The 16398-nt window shown below is 70.4% G+C and carries 14 protein-coding genes and 1 riboswitch; of the genes, 7 read left to right on the top strand and 7 right to left on the bottom strand.

Going from position 1 to position 16398, the window contains the following annotated elements:
* The first annotated feature begins 20 nt into the window (after positions 1 to 20).
* Together ACIQ0W_RS08845 and ACIQ0W_RS08850 are read left to right on the top strand one after the other, a co-directional pair.
* Positions 21 to 815, top strand: a complete 795-nt coding sequence (locus ACIQ0W_RS08845; protein WP_304686420.1) for a transglutaminase family protein — start codon at positions 21 to 23, stop codon at positions 813 to 815.
* A gap of 45 nt (positions 816 to 860) precedes the next feature.
* Positions 861 to 1424: a hypothetical protein gene (locus ACIQ0W_RS08850; protein WP_396642407.1), complete on the top strand. Its 564-nt coding sequence runs from the start codon at positions 861 to 863 to the stop codon at positions 1422 to 1424.
* A 177-nt stretch (positions 1425 to 1601) separates the two neighbouring features.
* On the opposite strand, the gene ACIQ0W_RS08855 is transcribed toward ACIQ0W_RS08850, so the two are convergent.
* Both ACIQ0W_RS08855 and glyA read right to left on the bottom strand, forming a co-directional pair.
* Positions 1602 to 2486 (bottom strand): bifunctional methylenetetrahydrofolate dehydrogenase/methenyltetrahydrofolate cyclohydrolase, encoded by an 885-nt coding sequence (locus ACIQ0W_RS08855; RefSeq protein WP_396642408.1) that lies wholly within the window; start codon positions 2484 to 2486, stop codon positions 1602 to 1604.
* A gap of 296 nt (positions 2487 to 2782) precedes the next feature.
* Positions 2783 to 4057, bottom strand: a complete 1275-nt coding sequence (gene glyA, locus ACIQ0W_RS08860) for a serine hydroxymethyltransferase (RefSeq protein ID WP_396642410.1) — start codon at positions 4055 to 4057, stop codon at positions 2783 to 2785.
* Between the two features lie 35 nt (positions 4058 to 4092).
* Positions 4093 to 4177, bottom strand: a riboswitch (ZMP/ZTP riboswitch).
* A gap of 104 nt (positions 4178 to 4281) precedes the next feature.
* On the opposite strand from glyA, the gene ACIQ0W_RS08865 reads away from it, so the two are divergent.
* The 5 genes from ACIQ0W_RS08865 (at position 4282) to ACIQ0W_RS08885 (ending at position 11301) form a co-directional block, all read left to right on the top strand.
* Positions 4282 to 5790: a beta-N-acetylhexosaminidase gene (locus ACIQ0W_RS08865; RefSeq protein WP_396642411.1), complete on the top strand. Its 1509-nt coding sequence runs from the start codon at positions 4282 to 4284 to the stop codon at positions 5788 to 5790.
* On the top strand, positions 5787 to 7085 hold the full coding sequence (locus tag ACIQ0W_RS08870; protein WP_396642413.1) for an N-acetylglucosamine-6-phosphate deacetylase: 1299 nt from the start codon (positions 5787 to 5789) through the stop codon (positions 7083 to 7085). Before ACIQ0W_RS08865 ends, ACIQ0W_RS08870 begins: the two co-directional genes overlap by 4 nt.
* A gap of 466 nt (positions 7086 to 7551) precedes the next feature.
* Complete coding sequence (locus tag ACIQ0W_RS08875; RefSeq protein WP_396642414.1) at positions 7552 to 9420, top strand: sigma-70 family RNA polymerase sigma factor; 1869 nt, start codon at positions 7552 to 7554, stop codon at positions 9418 to 9420.
* A 22-nt stretch (positions 9421 to 9442) separates the two neighbouring features.
* Positions 9443 to 9859 carry a YrdB family protein gene (locus tag ACIQ0W_RS08880; protein WP_396642415.1) on the top strand — a complete coding sequence of 139 codons (417 nt, stop codon included), beginning with the start codon at positions 9443 to 9445 and terminating at the stop codon, positions 9857 to 9859.
* 62 nt (positions 9860 to 9921) lie between these two features.
* Positions 9922 to 11301, top strand: a complete 1380-nt coding sequence (locus ACIQ0W_RS08885) for an FAD-binding oxidoreductase (protein ID WP_396642501.1) — start codon at positions 9922 to 9924, stop codon at positions 11299 to 11301.
* 121 nt (positions 11302 to 11422) lie between these two features.
* Here the strand turns inward: ACIQ0W_RS08885 and ACIQ0W_RS08890 are convergent, their stop codons facing one another.
* From ACIQ0W_RS08890 to ACIQ0W_RS08910, 5 genes are all read right to left on the bottom strand, one after another.
* Positions 11423 to 12202 carry a glucosamine-6-phosphate deaminase gene (locus tag ACIQ0W_RS08890; RefSeq protein WP_396642417.1) on the bottom strand — a complete coding sequence of 260 codons (780 nt, stop codon included), beginning with the start codon at positions 12200 to 12202 and terminating at the stop codon, positions 11423 to 11425.
* On the bottom strand, positions 12195 to 13076 hold the full coding sequence (locus ACIQ0W_RS08895) for an ROK family protein (RefSeq protein WP_396642418.1): 882 nt from the start codon (positions 13074 to 13076) through the stop codon (positions 12195 to 12197). Before ACIQ0W_RS08895 ends, ACIQ0W_RS08890 begins: the two co-directional genes overlap by 8 nt.
* 43 nt (positions 13077 to 13119) lie before the next feature.
* Entirely contained in the window at positions 13120 to 14040 is a 921-nt protein-coding gene (locus ACIQ0W_RS08900; RefSeq protein WP_396642419.1) for a carbohydrate ABC transporter permease, read from the bottom strand.
* Positions 14037 to 15038 (bottom strand): carbohydrate ABC transporter permease, encoded by a 1002-nt coding sequence (locus ACIQ0W_RS08905; RefSeq protein ID WP_396642420.1) that lies wholly within the window; start codon positions 15036 to 15038, stop codon positions 14037 to 14039. The genes ACIQ0W_RS08900 and ACIQ0W_RS08905 overlap by 4 nt, the downstream gene beginning before the upstream one ends.
* Positions 15039 to 15117: 79 nt before the next feature.
* Entirely contained in the window at positions 15118 to 16341 is a 1224-nt protein-coding gene (locus tag ACIQ0W_RS08910) for an extracellular solute-binding protein (protein WP_396642421.1), read from the bottom strand.
* Between the last annotated feature and the right edge of the window lie 57 nt (positions 16342 to 16398).

Raw genomic sequence — 16398 nt, forward strand, 5'->3', positions numbered from 1 at the left:
CCCGCTGGCATGATCGACGGATGAAGCGAGACGTCGGCGCACACATGACACTCACGGTCACCCAACCGGCCGAGCTGATCTTTTCCATGGCGGTCGCGAAGGGTGCGGAGTTCGCATCCGAACGACTGCTCGTGAGCCTGGACGGCGCGGCCGTCGAGGCCGAAGAGCTCGTCGACTCGCACGGCACGCGCCTGCATCGGGTCGAGGTCGGCACGGGCGAGCTCGAGGCGAGCTACACCGCGACCATCCTGGGGCAGACGCCGGAAGAGGAGCTCATTCCGACCGACCTGATCCGCTACCTTCGGCCCAGCCGCTACTGCGAGTCCGACTCGCTCGCGCCGACCGCGGCCGCCGAGTTCCAGGGGCTCGAAGGCGTCGACCTGCTCGACGCGGTCAGCTCGTGGGTGGGCACGCGCCTCTGGTACGTCAGCGGCTCGAGCCTGCCGACCGACGGCGCCGTGCGCACCTTCCTCGCCCGCCAGGGCGTCTGCCGCGACTACGCGCACCTCTGCGTCGCGCTGCTGCGGGCACGCAATGTGCCCGCGCGCCTCGTTTCGGTCTATGCGCCGGGGCTCGCGCCCATGGACTTCCACGCCGTCGCCGAGGCCTATGTCGACGGAGCCTGGCACGTCGTCGATGCCACGACGCTCGCACCCCGCAGCACCATGGTGCGGATCGCGACCGGGCGCGACGCATCCGACACCGCGTTCTTGACCACGCAGCGGGGCGGCGTCGACTTCCACTCCCTCGAGGTCACGGCCGTCGTGGACGAGCTGCCGAACGACGATGTGACCGCGCTGGTGCGCCTGGGCTGAACACCCCCACTCGCACCCCGGGCGAGCGCGTGGCACCCTGGACGCATGCGCAAGTGGATCGTGCGGTTCGTGTCGCTGTACCTCTTCAACCTCGTCGTGCTGTGGCTGATCGGGCTGCTGCTCGCGTCGGTGTCGGTCGGCTGGGCCGCGTTCTGGGCCGCGATCGTGCTGACTGCCGCGACGCTGTGGATCAAACCGTTCATCACGCGGTGGTTCCGGGGTATGGCGGCGCGCTCGGCGCACCAGCGCACGAAGATCGGCGAAAAGCTGACGCAGTACGTGCTCGTGCTGCTCGTCGCGGCGATCGTGTGGGTGCTGGTGGTCGTGCTGACGTCGGTGCGCGTGGAAGGGTGGTTCTGGGGCTGGGTCCTGCCGCCGATCGCGCTGCTGATCGCGTGGGCGATCTACGACGCGATCGATGACCGCGTTGAGGCGCACGCGGGGGTCGTGTACGACTCCGCCGCGGCGAAGCTCGGGCGCACACCGAAGGTTGGAGGGACGACGGATGCCTCGACATCACCGAAACCCGGCGCGGACGCATCCGCCCGACGGGAGCTGAAGGACGGGCTCACCGACGAGCAGCGTCGCATGCTCGACGAGCTCGGCTGACTCGCGCGGGCCCGCGAACCAGAGCGGGTCACTTCGACAAGCTCAGCGACCGACCCACCACCCCCGCCGAAACACCCCGGGCGCGACGAGACACCCCCAGACACAGGGTGTTTCGCGGCGCCAGGGGTGTTTCGGTGTCAGGACAGCGGATGTCACGGGCCGACCGGGCCCGCCGGGTCAGGCGACGGAGCGCTCCGCGGCCTCGACGACGTTCGTCATGAGCAGCGCGACGGTCATCGGTCCGACACCGCCGGGGTTGGGCGAGAGCCATCCGGCGACCTCGGCCACGGCCGGGTCGACGTCGCCGTAGACACGGGACTTGCCCGTCTCGGGGTCGGGCTCGCCACGGGTGACCCCCACGTCGAGCACCGCGGCCCCGGGCTTGACGTCTTCGGCGCGCACGAGGTGCTTGACGCCCGCGGCCGCGACGACGACGTCCGCTTGGCGGATGAACGACGGGATGTCCGGGGTGCCGGTGTGCGTCAGCGTGACGGTCGCGTTGACCTCGCGGCGTGTGAGCAGCAGTCCGATCGAACGCCCGATCGTCACGCCGCGGCCGACGACGACGACGTGCTTGCCCGCGAGGTCGTAACCGCTCCGCTGCAGCAGCTCGATGACGGCGCGCGGGGTGCAGGGCAGGGGCGACGTGATCTCGCTGTTGACGTTCAGTACGAGACGCCCGAGGTTCGTCGGGTGGAGTCCGTCGGCATCCTTGTCCGGATCGATCCGCTCGAGGATCGCGTCGGTGTCGATGTGCTTCGGCAACGGCAGCTGCACGATGTAACCGTGGCACGCCGGGTCGGCGTTGAGGTCGTCGATGACCTTCTCGACGTCCTGCTGCGTCGCGTCGGCGGGCAGCTCGATCTGGATCGAGTTCATGCCGATGGCCTCGGATTGACGGTGCTTCATGCCGACGTACAGCTGCGATCCGGGGTCGGCCCCCACCAGCACGGTCGCGATCCCGGGCGTGACGCCCCGCGCCTTGAGCGCCGCGACCCGTTCCGTCAGCTCGGCCTTGATCGCCTCAGCCGTTGCCTTGCCGTCCAGCTTCTTCGCCGTCATGATGTCTCCCGTCGTCGGTCGTCCGCGCTTCTTCGCTGCGGGACTGCGCTGTATCGCCGATGCACTGTTCCCAGTCGGGCGAAATACCTATGTCGATAGTTATTGTAGGCGCGCAGGTGCCGCGGCCACCAGGGTCGAAGGCCCGTGACCGGGACGCCGGCTGGACATCATTCCGGTGGAAGGTGGCCCAGCCCGCGCAGGAACCGGGCGGAACCGCGGGAAACACGCGGAAGCGGCGCATCCCTCGGAGCAATCCACCGGAGTTCTGTCCGGCACCCCGTGCCCTCCCGGAGGCGCTACTGCTCGAGCCCCGGGTACAGCGGGAAGGCGGCCGTGAGCGCCGAGACACGGGCGCGGAGCGCCTCGACATCGGCATCCGGCAGCAGCGCGAGCGCGATGATGTCGGCGACCTCGGTGAACTCCGCGTCGCCGAAGCCGCGCGTCGCGAGCGCGGGCGTGCCGATGCGCAGGCCCGAGGTCACCATCGGCGGCCGCGGGTCGTTCGGCACCGAGTTGCGGTTGACCGTGATGTGGATGTCGTGCAACAGATCCTCGGCCTGCTGCCCGTCGATCTGGGCATCGCGCAGGTCGACGAGCACGAGGTGGACGTCGGTTCCGCCGGAGCGGACTCCGATGCCCGCGGCCGCGACATCCGGCTGCGTCAGGCGCTCGGCGAGGATGTGCGCGCCGCGGACGGTGCGCTCCTGGCGGTCGCGGAACGCGGGGGTCGCGGCGAGCTTGAAGGCGGTCGCTTTCGCCGCGATGACGTGCATGAGCGGCCCGCCCTGCTGCCCCGGGAAGACCGCGGTGTTGATCTTCTTCGCCAGGTCCGCGTCGTTGGTCAGGATGAAGCCCGAGCGCGGTCCGCCGATCGTCTTGTGCACCGTGGAGGACACGACGTGCGCGTGCGGGAACGGCGACGGGTGCAGGCCTGCGGCAACGAGCCCCGCGAAGTGCGCCATGTCGACCCACAGGTACGCGCCGACCTCATCGGCGATCTCGCGGAAGCGGGCGAAGTCGAGCCGACGCGGGTACGCCGACCAACCCGCGATGATCACCTTCGGCTTGTGCTCGACGGCGAGCGCGCGGACCTCGTCCATGTCGATGAGGGATGTCTCGGCGTCGACGCCGTACGCGACGATGTTGAACAGGCGGCCCGAGAAGTTGATCTTCATGCCGTGCGTGAGGTGTCCGCCGTGGTCGAGCGAGAGGCCGAGGAGCGTATCCCCGGGGCGCGCGATGGCGTGCAGCACGGCGGCGTTCGCCGTGGCACCCGAGTGCGGCTGGACGTTCGCGAACGCCGCACCGAACAGGCTCTTGGCCCGCTCGATCGCGAGCTCTTCGGCGACGTCGACCTCTTCGCATCCGCCGTAGTAGCGGCGCCCGGGGTATCCCTCGGCGTACTTGTTCGTCAGCACCGAGCCCTGCGACTCGAGCACCGAGACCGGCACGAAGTTCTCGGATGCGATCATCTCGAGGTAGCCGCGCTGGCGGTCGAGCTCGCGCTGCAGGACCTGCGCGATCTCGGGATCGACTTCGGAGAGCGGGGCGTTGAAGAGCGGATCGATCACAGCAACCTCCAGGACGACGGCATCGGCAGAAATTCCGCATCGGCCCAGGCGAGCGGTCGAATGCCGTTGTCAGTCGCTCCCCGGTGGTCACCCACCCGAACGCCAGTCGCGACACCGCGAGTCTAGCGGATGCGCCGGCATCCGCTCTCGCCCGATGTCCTCCGATGACGGCTGCGAAAACCGCGCCGTAGCGGTCGGACCCGGGGTTTGTTAGGTTTCCTTACATGATCCCCTACCCCGCTCGCGTCGAGCCCGACGACGGGGCGCTTTCACTCGACGCGGGGCTCGTCATCCACGCCGGGCCCGGGGCATCGCACGAGGCGCACGAGTTGGGCCGGGCCATCGCGGCGCGGACCGGGCTGGCCCTGAGCGTGCGGGACTCCCCCACCGGGGACGCATCAGAACCCCGCCCACAGGCGATCCGACTGCGTCTCGACGCGGAAGCGGGGTACAGGTCAGAGGCGTACCGGCTGCGGACGGATGGCTCGGGTGCCGAGATCGTCGCCGCAACGAACGCGGGCCTCTTCTACGGGACGCAGACGCTCGCCCAGGCGCTCGAGACCACCACCGATGGCACGGGCGCCACCTGGCATCTTCCTCACCTGTCGATCGAGGATGCCCCGCGCTTCACCTATCGCGGCATGATGCTCGATGTCGCGCGGCACTTCTTCTCGGTCGAGGACGTGTGCGCCGTCATCGACCGGGCAGCGAGCCTGAAGCTCAACCACCTGCACCTGCACCTCAGCGACGACCAGGGATGGCGGCTGCAGATCGACGCCTGGCCCCGGCTGACCACGCCCGAACCCGACGCGTCCACGAGCTTCTACAGCAAGGCCGACTACCGGCGCATCGTCGAGCACGCCGCCACCCGACACATGACCGTCGTGCCCGAGATCGACATGCCCGGGCACACCCACGCGGTCGGCATCGCCTACCCCGAGCTGGTCGAGGCACCGGTGATCTCAGAGGAGCTGCGCGCGCAGGTCGCCGAACTGGGCCAGACGTTGCCCGAAGCGGGCGTGCCGTTCACGGGGTGGGCGGTGGGGTTCTCGTCCCTGCGGATCGGCGATCAGACGGTCGACCGGTTCGTGCGCGATGTGATCCGCGAGCTCGGCGAGCTGACCCCCGGGCCGTACCTGCACATCGGGGGCGATGAGGCACTCGGCACCGCGCCCGCCGACTTCGCCGCTTTCGTGAGCCTCGCGGCCCGGGTCGTCCGCGATGTCGGCAAGGTCCCGATCACGTGGCAGGAAGCCGGGGCCGTCGCCGGGCTGCCGGTGGGCACGATCGGGCAGTACTGGGGCTTCGTCGCCCCCCAGGAGGGCCACGACGACCTCGCGCGGGACTTCGTCCGAAACGGCGGCAGAGTCATCCTGTCCCCCGCGGACGCGACGTACCTCGACATGAAGCCCGACGCCGATAGCACCCTGGGGCTCACCTGGGCGAACGGGCCGACGAGCCTACGCCGCGCATACGAGTGGGAGCCGCTCGCGGTCGTCGAAGGGCTCACCGAGCACGACATCCTGGGTGTCGAAGCGGCGCTGTGGACCGAGACCGTCGAGACCCTTGCCGACATCGACGCGCTCGTCTTTCCGCGGATCGCGGCTGCCGCGGAAATCGCGTGGTCCAGCCCGCCCGCGATGTCCGCGGCGCGCACGTGGGAGTCTTTTCGCGAGCGGGTCGATGCTCTCGCGCCCCTCTGGCGGGCCGCCGGGATCGGTGGGGCGCGATGAGCTTCATCGTGCACTCGGCCCGGCTGGTGGCGCCCACCGCCGGGGCCGCCGCATCCGGCGGCGCGCCCACCCGCGGCGCATCGTCCGTCGTCCGAGATGAATCGGATGCCTGGCTGCGCGTCGACGGCGGGCTCATCGCCGCACAGGGAACAGGTGACACCTGGCGCGCTGCCGCGCAGGACGGCGACCGGATCGTGGATGCCGCGGCGACCGCGGGCGCGGGCGCGTTACTCACGCCGGGCCTCATCGACATCCACGTCCACGGCGGCGGAGGCGCGTCCTACGACGGCGTTCGCGCCAGCCCGCACAGAGCCTCCTACGGCGACGCTCGCAGCGGCGGTGGGGGCGAGGACGAACCGGATGCCGCGATCACCCACGCCCTCGCAACGCACGCCGCACACGGTACGACGCGCGCGGTGCTCTCGCTCGTCACCGCACCCGTGGCCGACCTCGAACGGCGCGTCCGCCGCATTGCGCGGCTCCGCGAGAGGCACCCCGGCATCCTCGGCTCGCACCTCGAGGGGCCCTTTCTCGACCACGACCGCCGCGGCGCGCACGACCCCTCCGATCTGCGGGCGCCGAACGCCACCGACCTCGAGCGACTGTTGGCCGCGGGCGAGGGGACGGTGCGCCAGGTGACGCTCGCGCCGGAGCATCCGGGCGCGATCGAGGCGATAAGGCGGATCGTCGCGGCCGGAGCGGCCGCCGCGATCGGACACACGGGCGCAGATCTGGCGACGGCCCGTGCCGCGTTCGACGCGGGCGCCACGATCCTGACCCACGCCTTCAACGCCATGCCGGGCCTGCACCATCGCGAACCGGGGCCCGTCGCCGCAGCCGCGCTCGACGAACGGGTCACCCTCGAGGCCATCGCCGACGGCGTTCACCTCGACCCCGACGTCGTGCGCCTGCTGTTCCGCATGGCGCCCGGACGCATCGCCCTCATCACCGATGCGATGGCGGCGGCGGGCGCCGACGACCGCGACGGGGACTGGGTGCTCGGGTCACGGTCGGTGGAGGTGCGGGATGGCACCGCACGACTGCAGGGCAGCGACACCATCGCCGGATCGACCCTGACGTCGGACCGCGCGCTGCGGGTCGCCATCCGATCCGGCGTGCCCGTGACGGAGGCGGTACGTGCGCTGACCGCGACGCCCGCGCGTGCCGTCGGACACCCCGAACTCGGGACATCGGATGACGGGGGCCCGGCGGATCTCGTCCTCTGGGATCGGGACTTCAGCGTGCGCGCCGTGTGGCGGGCGGGCGAACCCGTGCCGCGGGCCGGCGCTTCCTGACACCGTCTTCAGCATCCCCATGCCTCGGGTCGGGTTCGCGCCGGCTGCTTCCCCATGAGTCCCGCGGCGTCGAGATGAGGCGGAGCGTGGATCCGGATCGGCCTCCCCCCGGATGACCGTCCGAAAGCCACGCCCCGCGGCTGCGACGTCCAGCGCCGCAGCGACTTCACACCGTCCCCCGGAAGGAACGAAGCGCGTCTCTCACCCAAGAGATGCCGATCGGGGGAGTTCATTACGCAAGTTCGGGAAACTTTTCCGAACCGCTTATGAGGACACCCGCCCCTCGAGCCTCAGGACGGGGAGAATGGGGAGAACTGCGTCATGAAACGGTGGTCCCCGCGTCTCTCTCATTGAGGGGGGATACGGATGCCCGTCCCCTCGGACGGGAACGACTGATCCGACGGGGACTCCCCATCCGGGGGCGGGGCGTTCGAAACGGCCGACACGACGAGTACGGGGATTCTGCATGGAGAGCGACGAGGTCGACACGACGCCGACAGGCGACGGCGACGCCGACCTCGTTCTGCGCGCCCGCTCGGGCGACCGCGAGGCCTACGCCGAACTCTGGAGACGTCACTACCGGTCGGGCATCACGGTCGCGCGCTCGATCACGAGTTCGCTCGACGCCGATGACCTGGTGCAAGAGGCGTATGCGCGGATCTACCAGTCCATCCGCAAGGGCGGCGGGCCCACGGGATCGTTCCGCGCTTATCTCTTCACCAGCATCCGCAACACGGCGGCGGGGTGGGGTCGTGCCCGCCAAGAGACCGCGATCGACGAGCTCGAGGCGATCGAAGACCCCGCGTCAACGCCCCAGGCGACGGCGGACGCGCTCGATCGCGGATTGACCCATCGCGCCTTCCGCAGCCTTCCCACACGCTGGCAGGAGGTGCTCTGGTACTCCGAGATCGAGGGCATGAAGCCCGCCGAGATCGCGCCCCTGCTGGGGCTCAAACCGACGGCCGTCGCGCAGCTCGCGTTCCGCGCCCGCGAAGGGCTGCGAGAGGCCTGGATCCAAGCGCATCTGCAGAGCGTCGAGGACGGCTCGGACTGCCAGTGGACCATCGAACGACTGGGCGCCTACGCGCGTGGCAACCTGGGGCCGCGCGATACGCGTCGCGTCGAGGAGCACCTGCACGACTGCGCGCGGTGCGCCATCGTCGCGGCGGAGGCGAAGGATGTCTCGAACCGCCTCGCGCTCGTGCTGCTCCCGCTCACGATCGGCATCGCCGGCGCGTCGAGCTACCTCGCAACGTTGCAGGGCGGAGGCGCCCCGATCGTGGCCCTCGCGGCCATGCCCTCGACCCTGATGCCCGGGGCGGTCACCGTCGCGGGCGGGAGCGGTGCGGCCGCGAGCGGTGCGGGCTCTTTCGCGGGTGGGTTTGCGGGCGGTGCGGCGGGCGGCGCTGCTGCTTCGGGCGCCGGGGGCGCGGCGGCAGGAGCCGCTGCCGCGGGCACGGCGACGGCGGGTGCGGCAGGGATGTTCTCGGGCGCAGGGCTCGCGGCGGCGATCGCCGTCGGCGCTGTCGTGACCGGCGGAACCGTCCTCGGGGTCACTGTGGGACCGTCCATCTTCGCGCCCACGCCAGCCGAACCAGGTTCGACCGCGGGCGTGGCATCTCCCTCTCCGTCGTCCGCTCCCTCCCCGTCATCCGCTCCCTCACCGTCGGCTCTGCCGTCCGCGGAGACCACGGATGTGCCGATCGACGGCTCACGCCGTCCCGCCACAGAACCGGCCGTTCCCGTCTCGCCCCCGAGCCGTCAGACCCGCCCGCCGGCACCGGGACCGGCGCCGCGCGCCGACCCGGTACCCCCGGCGACATCCGTTGATCCGGTCGACCCCGTCGATCCCGCAGACCCGGTAGATCCCGTCAACCCGGATGAGCCCGTCGACCCCGCAGACCCGGTTGAGCCCGTCGACCCGATTGAGCCCGTCGACCCCGTTGAGCCGGTAGACCCGGTAGATCCCGTCGAGCCGGTAGACCCGGTAGATCCCGTCGAGCCGGTAGACCCGGTTGATCCCGCCGATCCCGACCAGCCGACGATCCCGCCGGGCGGTCTCGCCGAGTTCTCCGTCACGAGCTCACTCACGCTCGCCGGATCCACCCTGAACATCTCGGTCGTCGGAGAAGAGGGCGCCACCCTTTCCGTGGACGTCGACGGCGCCACACGTTCGACCGTCATGCTCGGCCCGGGTGGCGTCGGCGAGCTGTCGGTGCCGTTCTCTCCCGTCGAGTACACGCTCGCCCCCGTCACCGTCCGTTACGTCCCGACGAGCGGTGACCCCATCGAGGTCGCGGGTTCGTCCGCACTGGTCTGGGATCTGAGGTACTGACCCCCGCTCGTAGACTGGGACGATGACCGATTCGTCCGCGCTCGACGGCGCACCTCAGCCCGCAGCGACCCCCGCGGCTGGTGCGGGACGTACGCCCGGGATGGTCGAACGGCCCGGCGTGATCGATGTCGTACGGCTGCTGACCGAACTCGTCGCGTTCGGAACCCTCGCGCTCTGGGGCCTCCTCGCCTTCGCCTTCCCCTGGAACCTCGTCTTCGGCGTCGGCGCGCCCGTCTTCGCGATTCTTCTGTGGGCACTCTTCCTCTCGCCTCGGGCGGTCATCGCCGTGCATCCGTTCGTCGCCGCCTTCATCGAACTGTTGATCTTCGTCAGTGCGACGCTCGCCTGGTGGAGCATCGGCCAGCCCTGGATCGGCCTGGCGTTCGGCGTCGTCGCGGTCGCCACGGGCCTCGTGGTCGGCAGACGGCGTTTCGCGTGACATCCGATCTCGACGTCGTGGTCCATCCCGACACCGCACCCGAGGGCGACGTCGTCGCGCGTCTGTGCGCCGAGTTTTCGCACCGCGTCGACACCGTTGTCGACACAGTTGTCGACACAGTTGTCGACACCACGGATGCCTCGCTCGAGGCCGCCCGCGCCGACAAATCCGGACATCGCTCGTCGGGTCGACCCCTCGCCGTCGTCCATGCGGCGTCGGTCGAGGATGTCCAGCGGACGATGCGGATCGCGACCGCGACGCGGACCCCCGTCGTCACGCGCGGCGCCGGCACGGGTCTCGCGGGGGCCGCCATGGGCGGACCGGGCGAGATCGTCCTGTCGATGCGGGCGATGGATGCGATCCTCGAGGTGCGTCCCGATGACCTCCTCGCCGTGGTCCAGCCGGGCATCATCAACGCCGATCTGAACGCCGCCCTCGCCGAGCACGACCTGTGGTGGGCACCCGATCCCGCAAGCCGGGCGATCTCGACGGTCGGCGGCAACATCGCGACGGGCGCCGGCGGGCTGCTGTGCGCGAAGTACGGCGTCGTCCGCGACGCGGTGCTGGGCCTCGACGTGGTGCTGGCCGACGGGCGCCTGCTGCACCTCGGGCACCGCACCGTCAAGGGCGTGACCGGCTTGGATCTCACGTCGCTCATGATCGGCTCCGAGGGAACCCTCGGCGTCGTCGTGGGAGCGACCCTCAAGCTCCGCCGCCTCGTGCCCGGTGACGTGTGCACGATCGCCGCGACTTTTCTGGACGTGCGCTCCGCCGCGCAGGCGTCGGCGGCCGTGACCGCCTCGGGCGTGCAGCCCGCGATCATGGAGCTGATGGATGCGACGAGCCTCGCATCCGCACATTCCTATCTCGGCATACAGCCACCCACCCCCGGCGCCGCGCAACTGATCGTGCAGACAGACGGACCGGCTGCGGCGACCGAGGCGGAGGCCATTGGCGTCATCCTGTCCGCGAACGGCGGCAACGTCACGGTCACGCGTGATCGGGAAGAGGGCGAGCGGCTGCTCACGATCCGTCGATCGATGCATCCGGCTATGGAGGCACTCGGCAAGACGACCCTGATCGAGGATGTCTCGGTGCCCCGCAGCGCGCTCGCGACGATGTTCGACGAAATCGCGCGCATCGAGCGCGAGTACGACGTGACCATCCCGACGATCGCGCACGCGGGCGACGGCAACCTGCACCCGAACTTCGCGTTCGACGGCGAAGAGGTGCCCGACCACGTCTGGGCGGCGGCGGACGCGCTCTTCCGCGCCGCGCTCGCGCTCGGGGGCACACTGACCGGCGAGCACGGCATCGGCACGCTCAAGCGACGGTGGCTGGCCGACGAGCTCGGCGACGATCAGTGGGCCCTGCAGCGCGACATCGCGCGGGTGTTCGACCCGCTCGGCATCCTGAACCCGGGCAAGGTCTTCGCGCCCTGAGCGCCGGGTCGAGCGCCAAGCGGGGCGGGTTTCGTACAGTGGGGCAGGTTCCTACGTGCCCCACAGCACCGCGGGTGCCCCACATCGTGTCAGGCGGTGGCGTCAGGGGGCGGTGTCCGGGCTACAGCCCCTGCCAGGCCGGCTTGTGCGCCCACGCCTCGCGGTAGTACTCCGCGAAGCGCAGGGCGGATGCCGCGGCCTCGTCCACCACGACGGTCGCGTGCGGGTGCAGCTGAACCGCCGATCCGGGCAGCGACGCGGTCACCGGCCCCTCGACCGCACCCGCGACCGCCTCGGCCTTACCCGCGCCGAACGCGAGCAGCACCAGGTGCCGCGCGCGCAGGATCGTGCCGAGGCCCTGCGTGATGCAGTGCACCGGAACATCATCGACTGAGGCGAAGAACCGCGCGTTGTCGTGCCGGGTGCGCCGCGTCAGGGTCTTGACACGCGTACGCGACGCGAACGACGAGCCCGGCTCGTTGAACCCGATGTGCCCGTCCGTGCCGACGCCGAGCAGCTGCAGGTCGACCCCGCCGGATGCCTCGAGCTCGGCCTCGTACGCCTCCCCCGCCCCCTCGATGCCCGCGAGCGACCCGTCCGGCACGCGCACGCGCTCCGGATCGAGCCCGAGCGGTTTCACGACCTCTCGCTGGATCACGCTCCGGTAGCTCTGCGGGTCGTCGGGGTCGAGCCCGACGTACTCGTCGAGCGCGAACCCGCGCACGCGCGAGACATCCCTGCCCGCCAAGCGGTCCACCAGCGCCCGATAAACCGGTAGCGGGCTCGAGCCGGTCGCCAGTCCGAGCACGGCGTCGGGCGTGCGCGCGATGAGCCGCACGATCTCGTCGGCGACGAGCGCGCCCGCCGCCGCGGCGTCCGGAACGATGACGACCTCAGCCATGGATCAGAACCCCCTCCTCGGGCGCGCCCGCCAGGGCCGCGCCGAAAGCGGCCGCGGGCGAACCGGGCGCAAGCAGCTCGACACGCTCGGCGAGCGCGAGCGAACGCAGGAAGACGGATGCCTCGGCCACCGCCTCGAGTTCGCGCCGTACGTCGTCGTGCAATCTTGCGCCGAGCGCGGTCAGCCCGCCACCGAGAATGACCGTCTCGACATCCGTCGTGAGTACCAGTATTCGCACCGCCGCGGCAACACCGCGCGCGAGTTCGCCGCGGAGCGTCAGCGCAAGGGGATCGCCCGCCTCGGCCGCCTCGAAGATGTCCCCCACCGGGTGCGTGCCGGGTCGCCCCCACCGTTCGGCCAGCGCCGCTCCCCCGGCGAGGGCCTCGATGCACCCGCGCTGTCCGCACCGGCAGACCGGTCCCGCGGGATCGACGCTGATGTGACCGACCTCGCCGGCCGCCCCGCGAGCACCGCGCCAGACCGTACCGGGCTCCGCCTGGCGCCGGGCGCCATGGCCCGCTTCCGGCCCCGTCACGATCCCCGCCGCGATCCCGGTGCCGAGGTTCAGGTAGGCGATCGAGCCCGACCCCCCGCGCAGCACGGCCGCGCCGAGGGCCGCCGCGCGCACGTCGTTGTCGACGCGCACCTGCACCCCCAGCGCCGACGCGACGGTGTCGCCGAGGTCGAGCGACGCGGCGCCCGACGCATCGGCGCCCAGCTGAGCCCCGAGGTCGGCGACGACCCCCAGGATCGTCTCGACGACGGCATCCGGACCCCACCCCGTGTTGCGGCGCACCCGGGCGATTATCGAACCGTCCGACGCGACGGCGACGCCCTCGGTCTTGGAGCCACCCACGTCCAGCCCGACCCTCATCGCCTGACTCCCGAGCGGGCGCCAGCCTGCAGCAGGTGTTGCATCAGCCCTTGACCGCCCCCGACACGAGGCCGCTCGTCATCCGTCCCTGCACGATGAGGAAGAAGATCACGACCGGCACGGCGACCAGCGTCGACCCGGCCATCAGCTCGGCCCAGTTCGTGCCGCCGTTCGGATCGAGGAACGTCCGCAGCCACACGGGCAGCGTCATCGCCTCGGGGCGCGGGTTGAGCACGAGCGCGAACACGAACTCGTTCCAGGCCTGGATGAAGCCGAACACCCCTGTTGCGACCAGCCCGGGCGCGAGCAGCGGAAACGTGATGCGCCAGAACGCCTGCGAGCGGCTCAGCCCGTCGATCATCGCCGCCTCTTCCAGCTCGACGGGCACGCCGTTGACGAAGCCCCGCAGCGTCCAGATCGTGAAGGGCAGCACGGTCGCGATGTAGACCGCCGAGAGCCCGATGATCGTGTTGAGCAACTGCCACCCATCGATCAGTCGGAAGGTCGAGATGATCATCGCCTCGGCGGGGATCATCTGCACGATCAGGATCGTCGCGATGAACGAGCCCCGAGCCCGGAAGCGGAATCGCGTCACGGCGAGCGCCGCGAGGAACGCGAAGACGAGCGCGACGATCACGGTGATGAGCGCGATCTGCAGCGAATTCAGCAGGGCCGGCACGAACGGCGCGCGGCTCTGGCCGAGGATGATGCTCGCGTAATTCTCGAGCGTGCCGTTGTCGGGCCACAGGTGCAGTTCGCTCCCCCGCACCTGCCCGTTCGGCTGGAACGAGGTGTTGACCATCCAGTACACCGGGAAGACCGAGAAGAAGAACACCACGAGCGCCGCAGCACCGGCGAGCAGCGACCCCACGCGGCGGCGCGCGGAGATCCTGCGGCGGGGCGAACGAGCGGATGCCTCGGCATCCGTCCCCCGGATGTTGCGCCACGTCGACACGGCGCTCATGCGCTCTCCTCCCGCAGGCTCCGGCGGACGTAGAACAGCGAAACCGACACGAGCAGCAGCACGACGATGACCGAGATCGCGCCGCCCGCACCGAAGTCGCCCGAGCCGAGCGAGACGCGGTAGATGTACACCCCGAGCGTGTTGGTCTGGGACGCGAGGCCCCCGATCGACTGCAGCGCGTAGATCTGGGTGAACACGCGCAGGTCCCAGATCACCTGCAGGATCGTGACGATGATCAGGATCGAGCGGATGTACGGCACGACCACGAGCCGGAACCGCTGCACGGCTCCCGCCCCGTCGAGTTGCGCGGCCTCGAGCACCTCGTCGGGCACCTGCGTCAGCCCGGCGTAGACCGTGAAAGCAACGAACGGCACGGCACCCCAGACGATGATGATCGTCGCGACGAAGAAGAAGCTGAGCGGATCGATCAGCCACGAGTGCCCCTCGAACGGCAGACCGAGGGCGCTGAGGAACGCATTCAGCACCCCGTACTGCGTGTCGAAGATCCAGCCCCACACGATCGTCGCCGACAGCGGCGGCATGGCCCAGGCCAGCAGCAGGCCGACCGAGACGAGGGTGCGCAGGCCCGTGCCGAGCCGCCGCATGAGAAGCGCGACCAGGATGCCGAGCAGCATCGTCAGCACGACGCACACGGCCGCGAACAACACCGAACGCCCGAGCACCTGCCAGAACTCGGCGTCGGTGAGCACGGCGAGGTAGTTGGCGAAGCCGACGAACTCCGGCGGTGCGCCGAACACCTGCGCCCGCCCGAACTCCTGAAACGACATCACGAACAGCTGCACGAGCGGCCAGCCGGTGATGACGGCGAGGACGAGCAAACCGGGCACGAGGAGTGCGTAGGGCGTGAACCCGCCGGGCCGACGGGGCCGACGGCGACCGCCGGACGGTGATCCGGGCGCGGAAGGCTCGGGGGCGACGAGCCGCTCTCCCTCGACCGCGCTCACGGCCGGGGCGAGTCCGCTGGGCACGCTCGACATGGGATCTCCTGCTCGGGAAGCGAAGGGGAAGGCGGATGGGCGGGGCCGGAGGAGCACGCGGCTCCCCCGGCACGCCCGATCAGCCGTTGAGGATCGACTCGATCTGCGTGTCGACCTCGGTGGCGAGCGCCGCGACGTCGCCGCCGAGCGCGATCTGGACGAAGAAGTCCTCGAGGACGCGCGATGCCTCGACCTCGGCCCAGTTCGGCGATGCGGGCGTGAGCTTCGCGTTGCCGGCAGCCTCGGTGAAGGCCACCGCCTCGGGGGTGTCGCCGAGCGTCGACGCCAGGGACTTCTTCGCGGGGATGAGTCCGTTCTCGCCATAGATGGTCTGGAACTCATCGCTCAGGATGATCTCGAGTGCGCTCTTCGCCAGGTCGGGGTTGGCCGACTGGGCCGAGATGCCGATGTTCGAGCCGCCCGCGAAAACCTGTGCGGCCCCGCCGGCCATACCCGGGAGGGCGTACACGAACGGCGCTGCCGGCGGGGTCGCCGTCTCACACGCGCTCGCCAGGCCCAGCGCCCAGTTGGGCGCCGAGAACTGCACGGCCTGGTTCTCGCAGTACGGAGTCCACGGCTCGGCGTTGTCGCCGTCCTTCGGCGCGAGCGAGGCGTTCATCATGAGATCCTGCACCTGCAGCAGACCCGCGACCGAGGCATCCGACGACAACTGCGCGTCCCAGCTGTCGCCATCCGGAACGGCGATCTCGCCGCCGTTCTCCCAGATGAAGGGCAGCGCGTTGTACCAGTCCTGGCCGGCGAAGTAGATACCCGACTTGCCGGGGTTCGCTGCGGCGAGCGCCTTGGCCGTCGTGACGTACTCGTCCAGCGTGGCGGGGGCCGCGGTCACCAGTGCGGGGTCGGCGAAGACCACCCGGGCACCGGAGTAGAGCGGCGGTGCGTAGAACTTCCCGTCGTACGACCCCGCCTCGACGAACCCGGGCAGCAGGTCGTCGCCGCCGAGCGCCTCGTATTCGTCGGAGATGTCGAGCAGGGCGCCCACCGAGGTGAACGCGGGTGCCTGCGTGTTGCCGAATTCGACGATGTCGGGGCTGTCGGAGCTCGACAGGCTCGTCGTCAGCTTGTCGACGAGGCCGTCCCACGACTGCTCTTCGATGACGAGCGTCGAGCCGGGGTTGTCCGCTTCGAAAGTCTCGACCAGGTAGTCGCGGGCTTCCTGCGGCGTGTCCGTACCGACCAGCCAGACGCGGATCTCGGCGGATTCCGAGGATCCCGCGGTGCAGCCGGCCAGGACGAGGGCGGATGCCCCCAGCAGGGCTATCGCCCCGAGCGTCTTCTTCATGGTGTTCCTTCGTGTGTTGAGTGGTGTGTGCGTTGTGGGTCGTGCCGTGTCGATCAG

It is taken from the genome of Microbacterium sp. (assembly GCF_044340635.1).
Taxonomy (GTDB): Bacteria; Actinomycetota; Actinomycetes; order Actinomycetales; family Microbacteriaceae; genus Microbacterium.

Bases quoted from the DNA above. Each gene is read 5' to 3' on its own strand.
- ACIQ0W_RS08845 (WP_304686420.1), top strand. From the start codon at position 21: ATGAAGCGAGACGTCGGCGCACACATGACACTCACGGTCACCCAACCG.
- ACIQ0W_RS08850 (WP_396642407.1), top strand. From the start codon at position 861: ATGCGCAAGTGGATCGTGCGGTTCGTGTCGCTGTACCTCTTCAACCTC.
- ACIQ0W_RS08855 (WP_396642408.1), bottom strand. From the start codon at position 2,486: ATGACGGCGAAGAAGCTGGACGGCAAGGCAACGGCTGAGGCGATCAAG.
- ACIQ0W_RS08865 (WP_396642411.1), top strand. From the start codon at position 4,282: ATGATCCCCTACCCCGCTCGCGTCGAGCCCGACGACGGGGCGCTTTCA.
- ACIQ0W_RS08870 (WP_396642413.1), top strand. From the start codon at position 5,787: ATGAGCTTCATCGTGCACTCGGCCCGGCTGGTGGCGCCCACCGCCGGG.
- ACIQ0W_RS08875 (WP_396642414.1), top strand. From the start codon at position 7,552: ATGGAGAGCGACGAGGTCGACACGACGCCGACAGGCGACGGCGACGCC.
- ACIQ0W_RS08880 (WP_396642415.1), top strand. From the start codon at position 9,443: ATGACCGATTCGTCCGCGCTCGACGGCGCACCTCAGCCCGCAGCGACC.
- ACIQ0W_RS08890 (WP_396642417.1), bottom strand. From the start codon at position 12,202: ATGGCTGAGGTCGTCATCGTTCCGGACGCCGCGGCGGCGGGCGCGCTC.
- ACIQ0W_RS08895 (WP_396642418.1), bottom strand. From the start codon at position 13,076: ATGAGGGTCGGGCTGGACGTGGGTGGCTCCAAGACCGAGGGCGTCGCC.
- ACIQ0W_RS08900 (WP_396642419.1), bottom strand. From the start codon at position 14,040: ATGAGCGCCGTGTCGACGTGGCGCAACATCCGGGGGACGGATGCCGAG.
- ACIQ0W_RS08905 (WP_396642420.1), bottom strand. From the start codon at position 15,038: ATGTCGAGCGTGCCCAGCGGACTCGCCCCGGCCGTGAGCGCGGTCGAG.
- ACIQ0W_RS08910 (WP_396642421.1), bottom strand. From the start codon at position 16,341: ATGAAGAAGACGCTCGGGGCGATAGCCCTGCTGGGGGCATCCGCCCTC.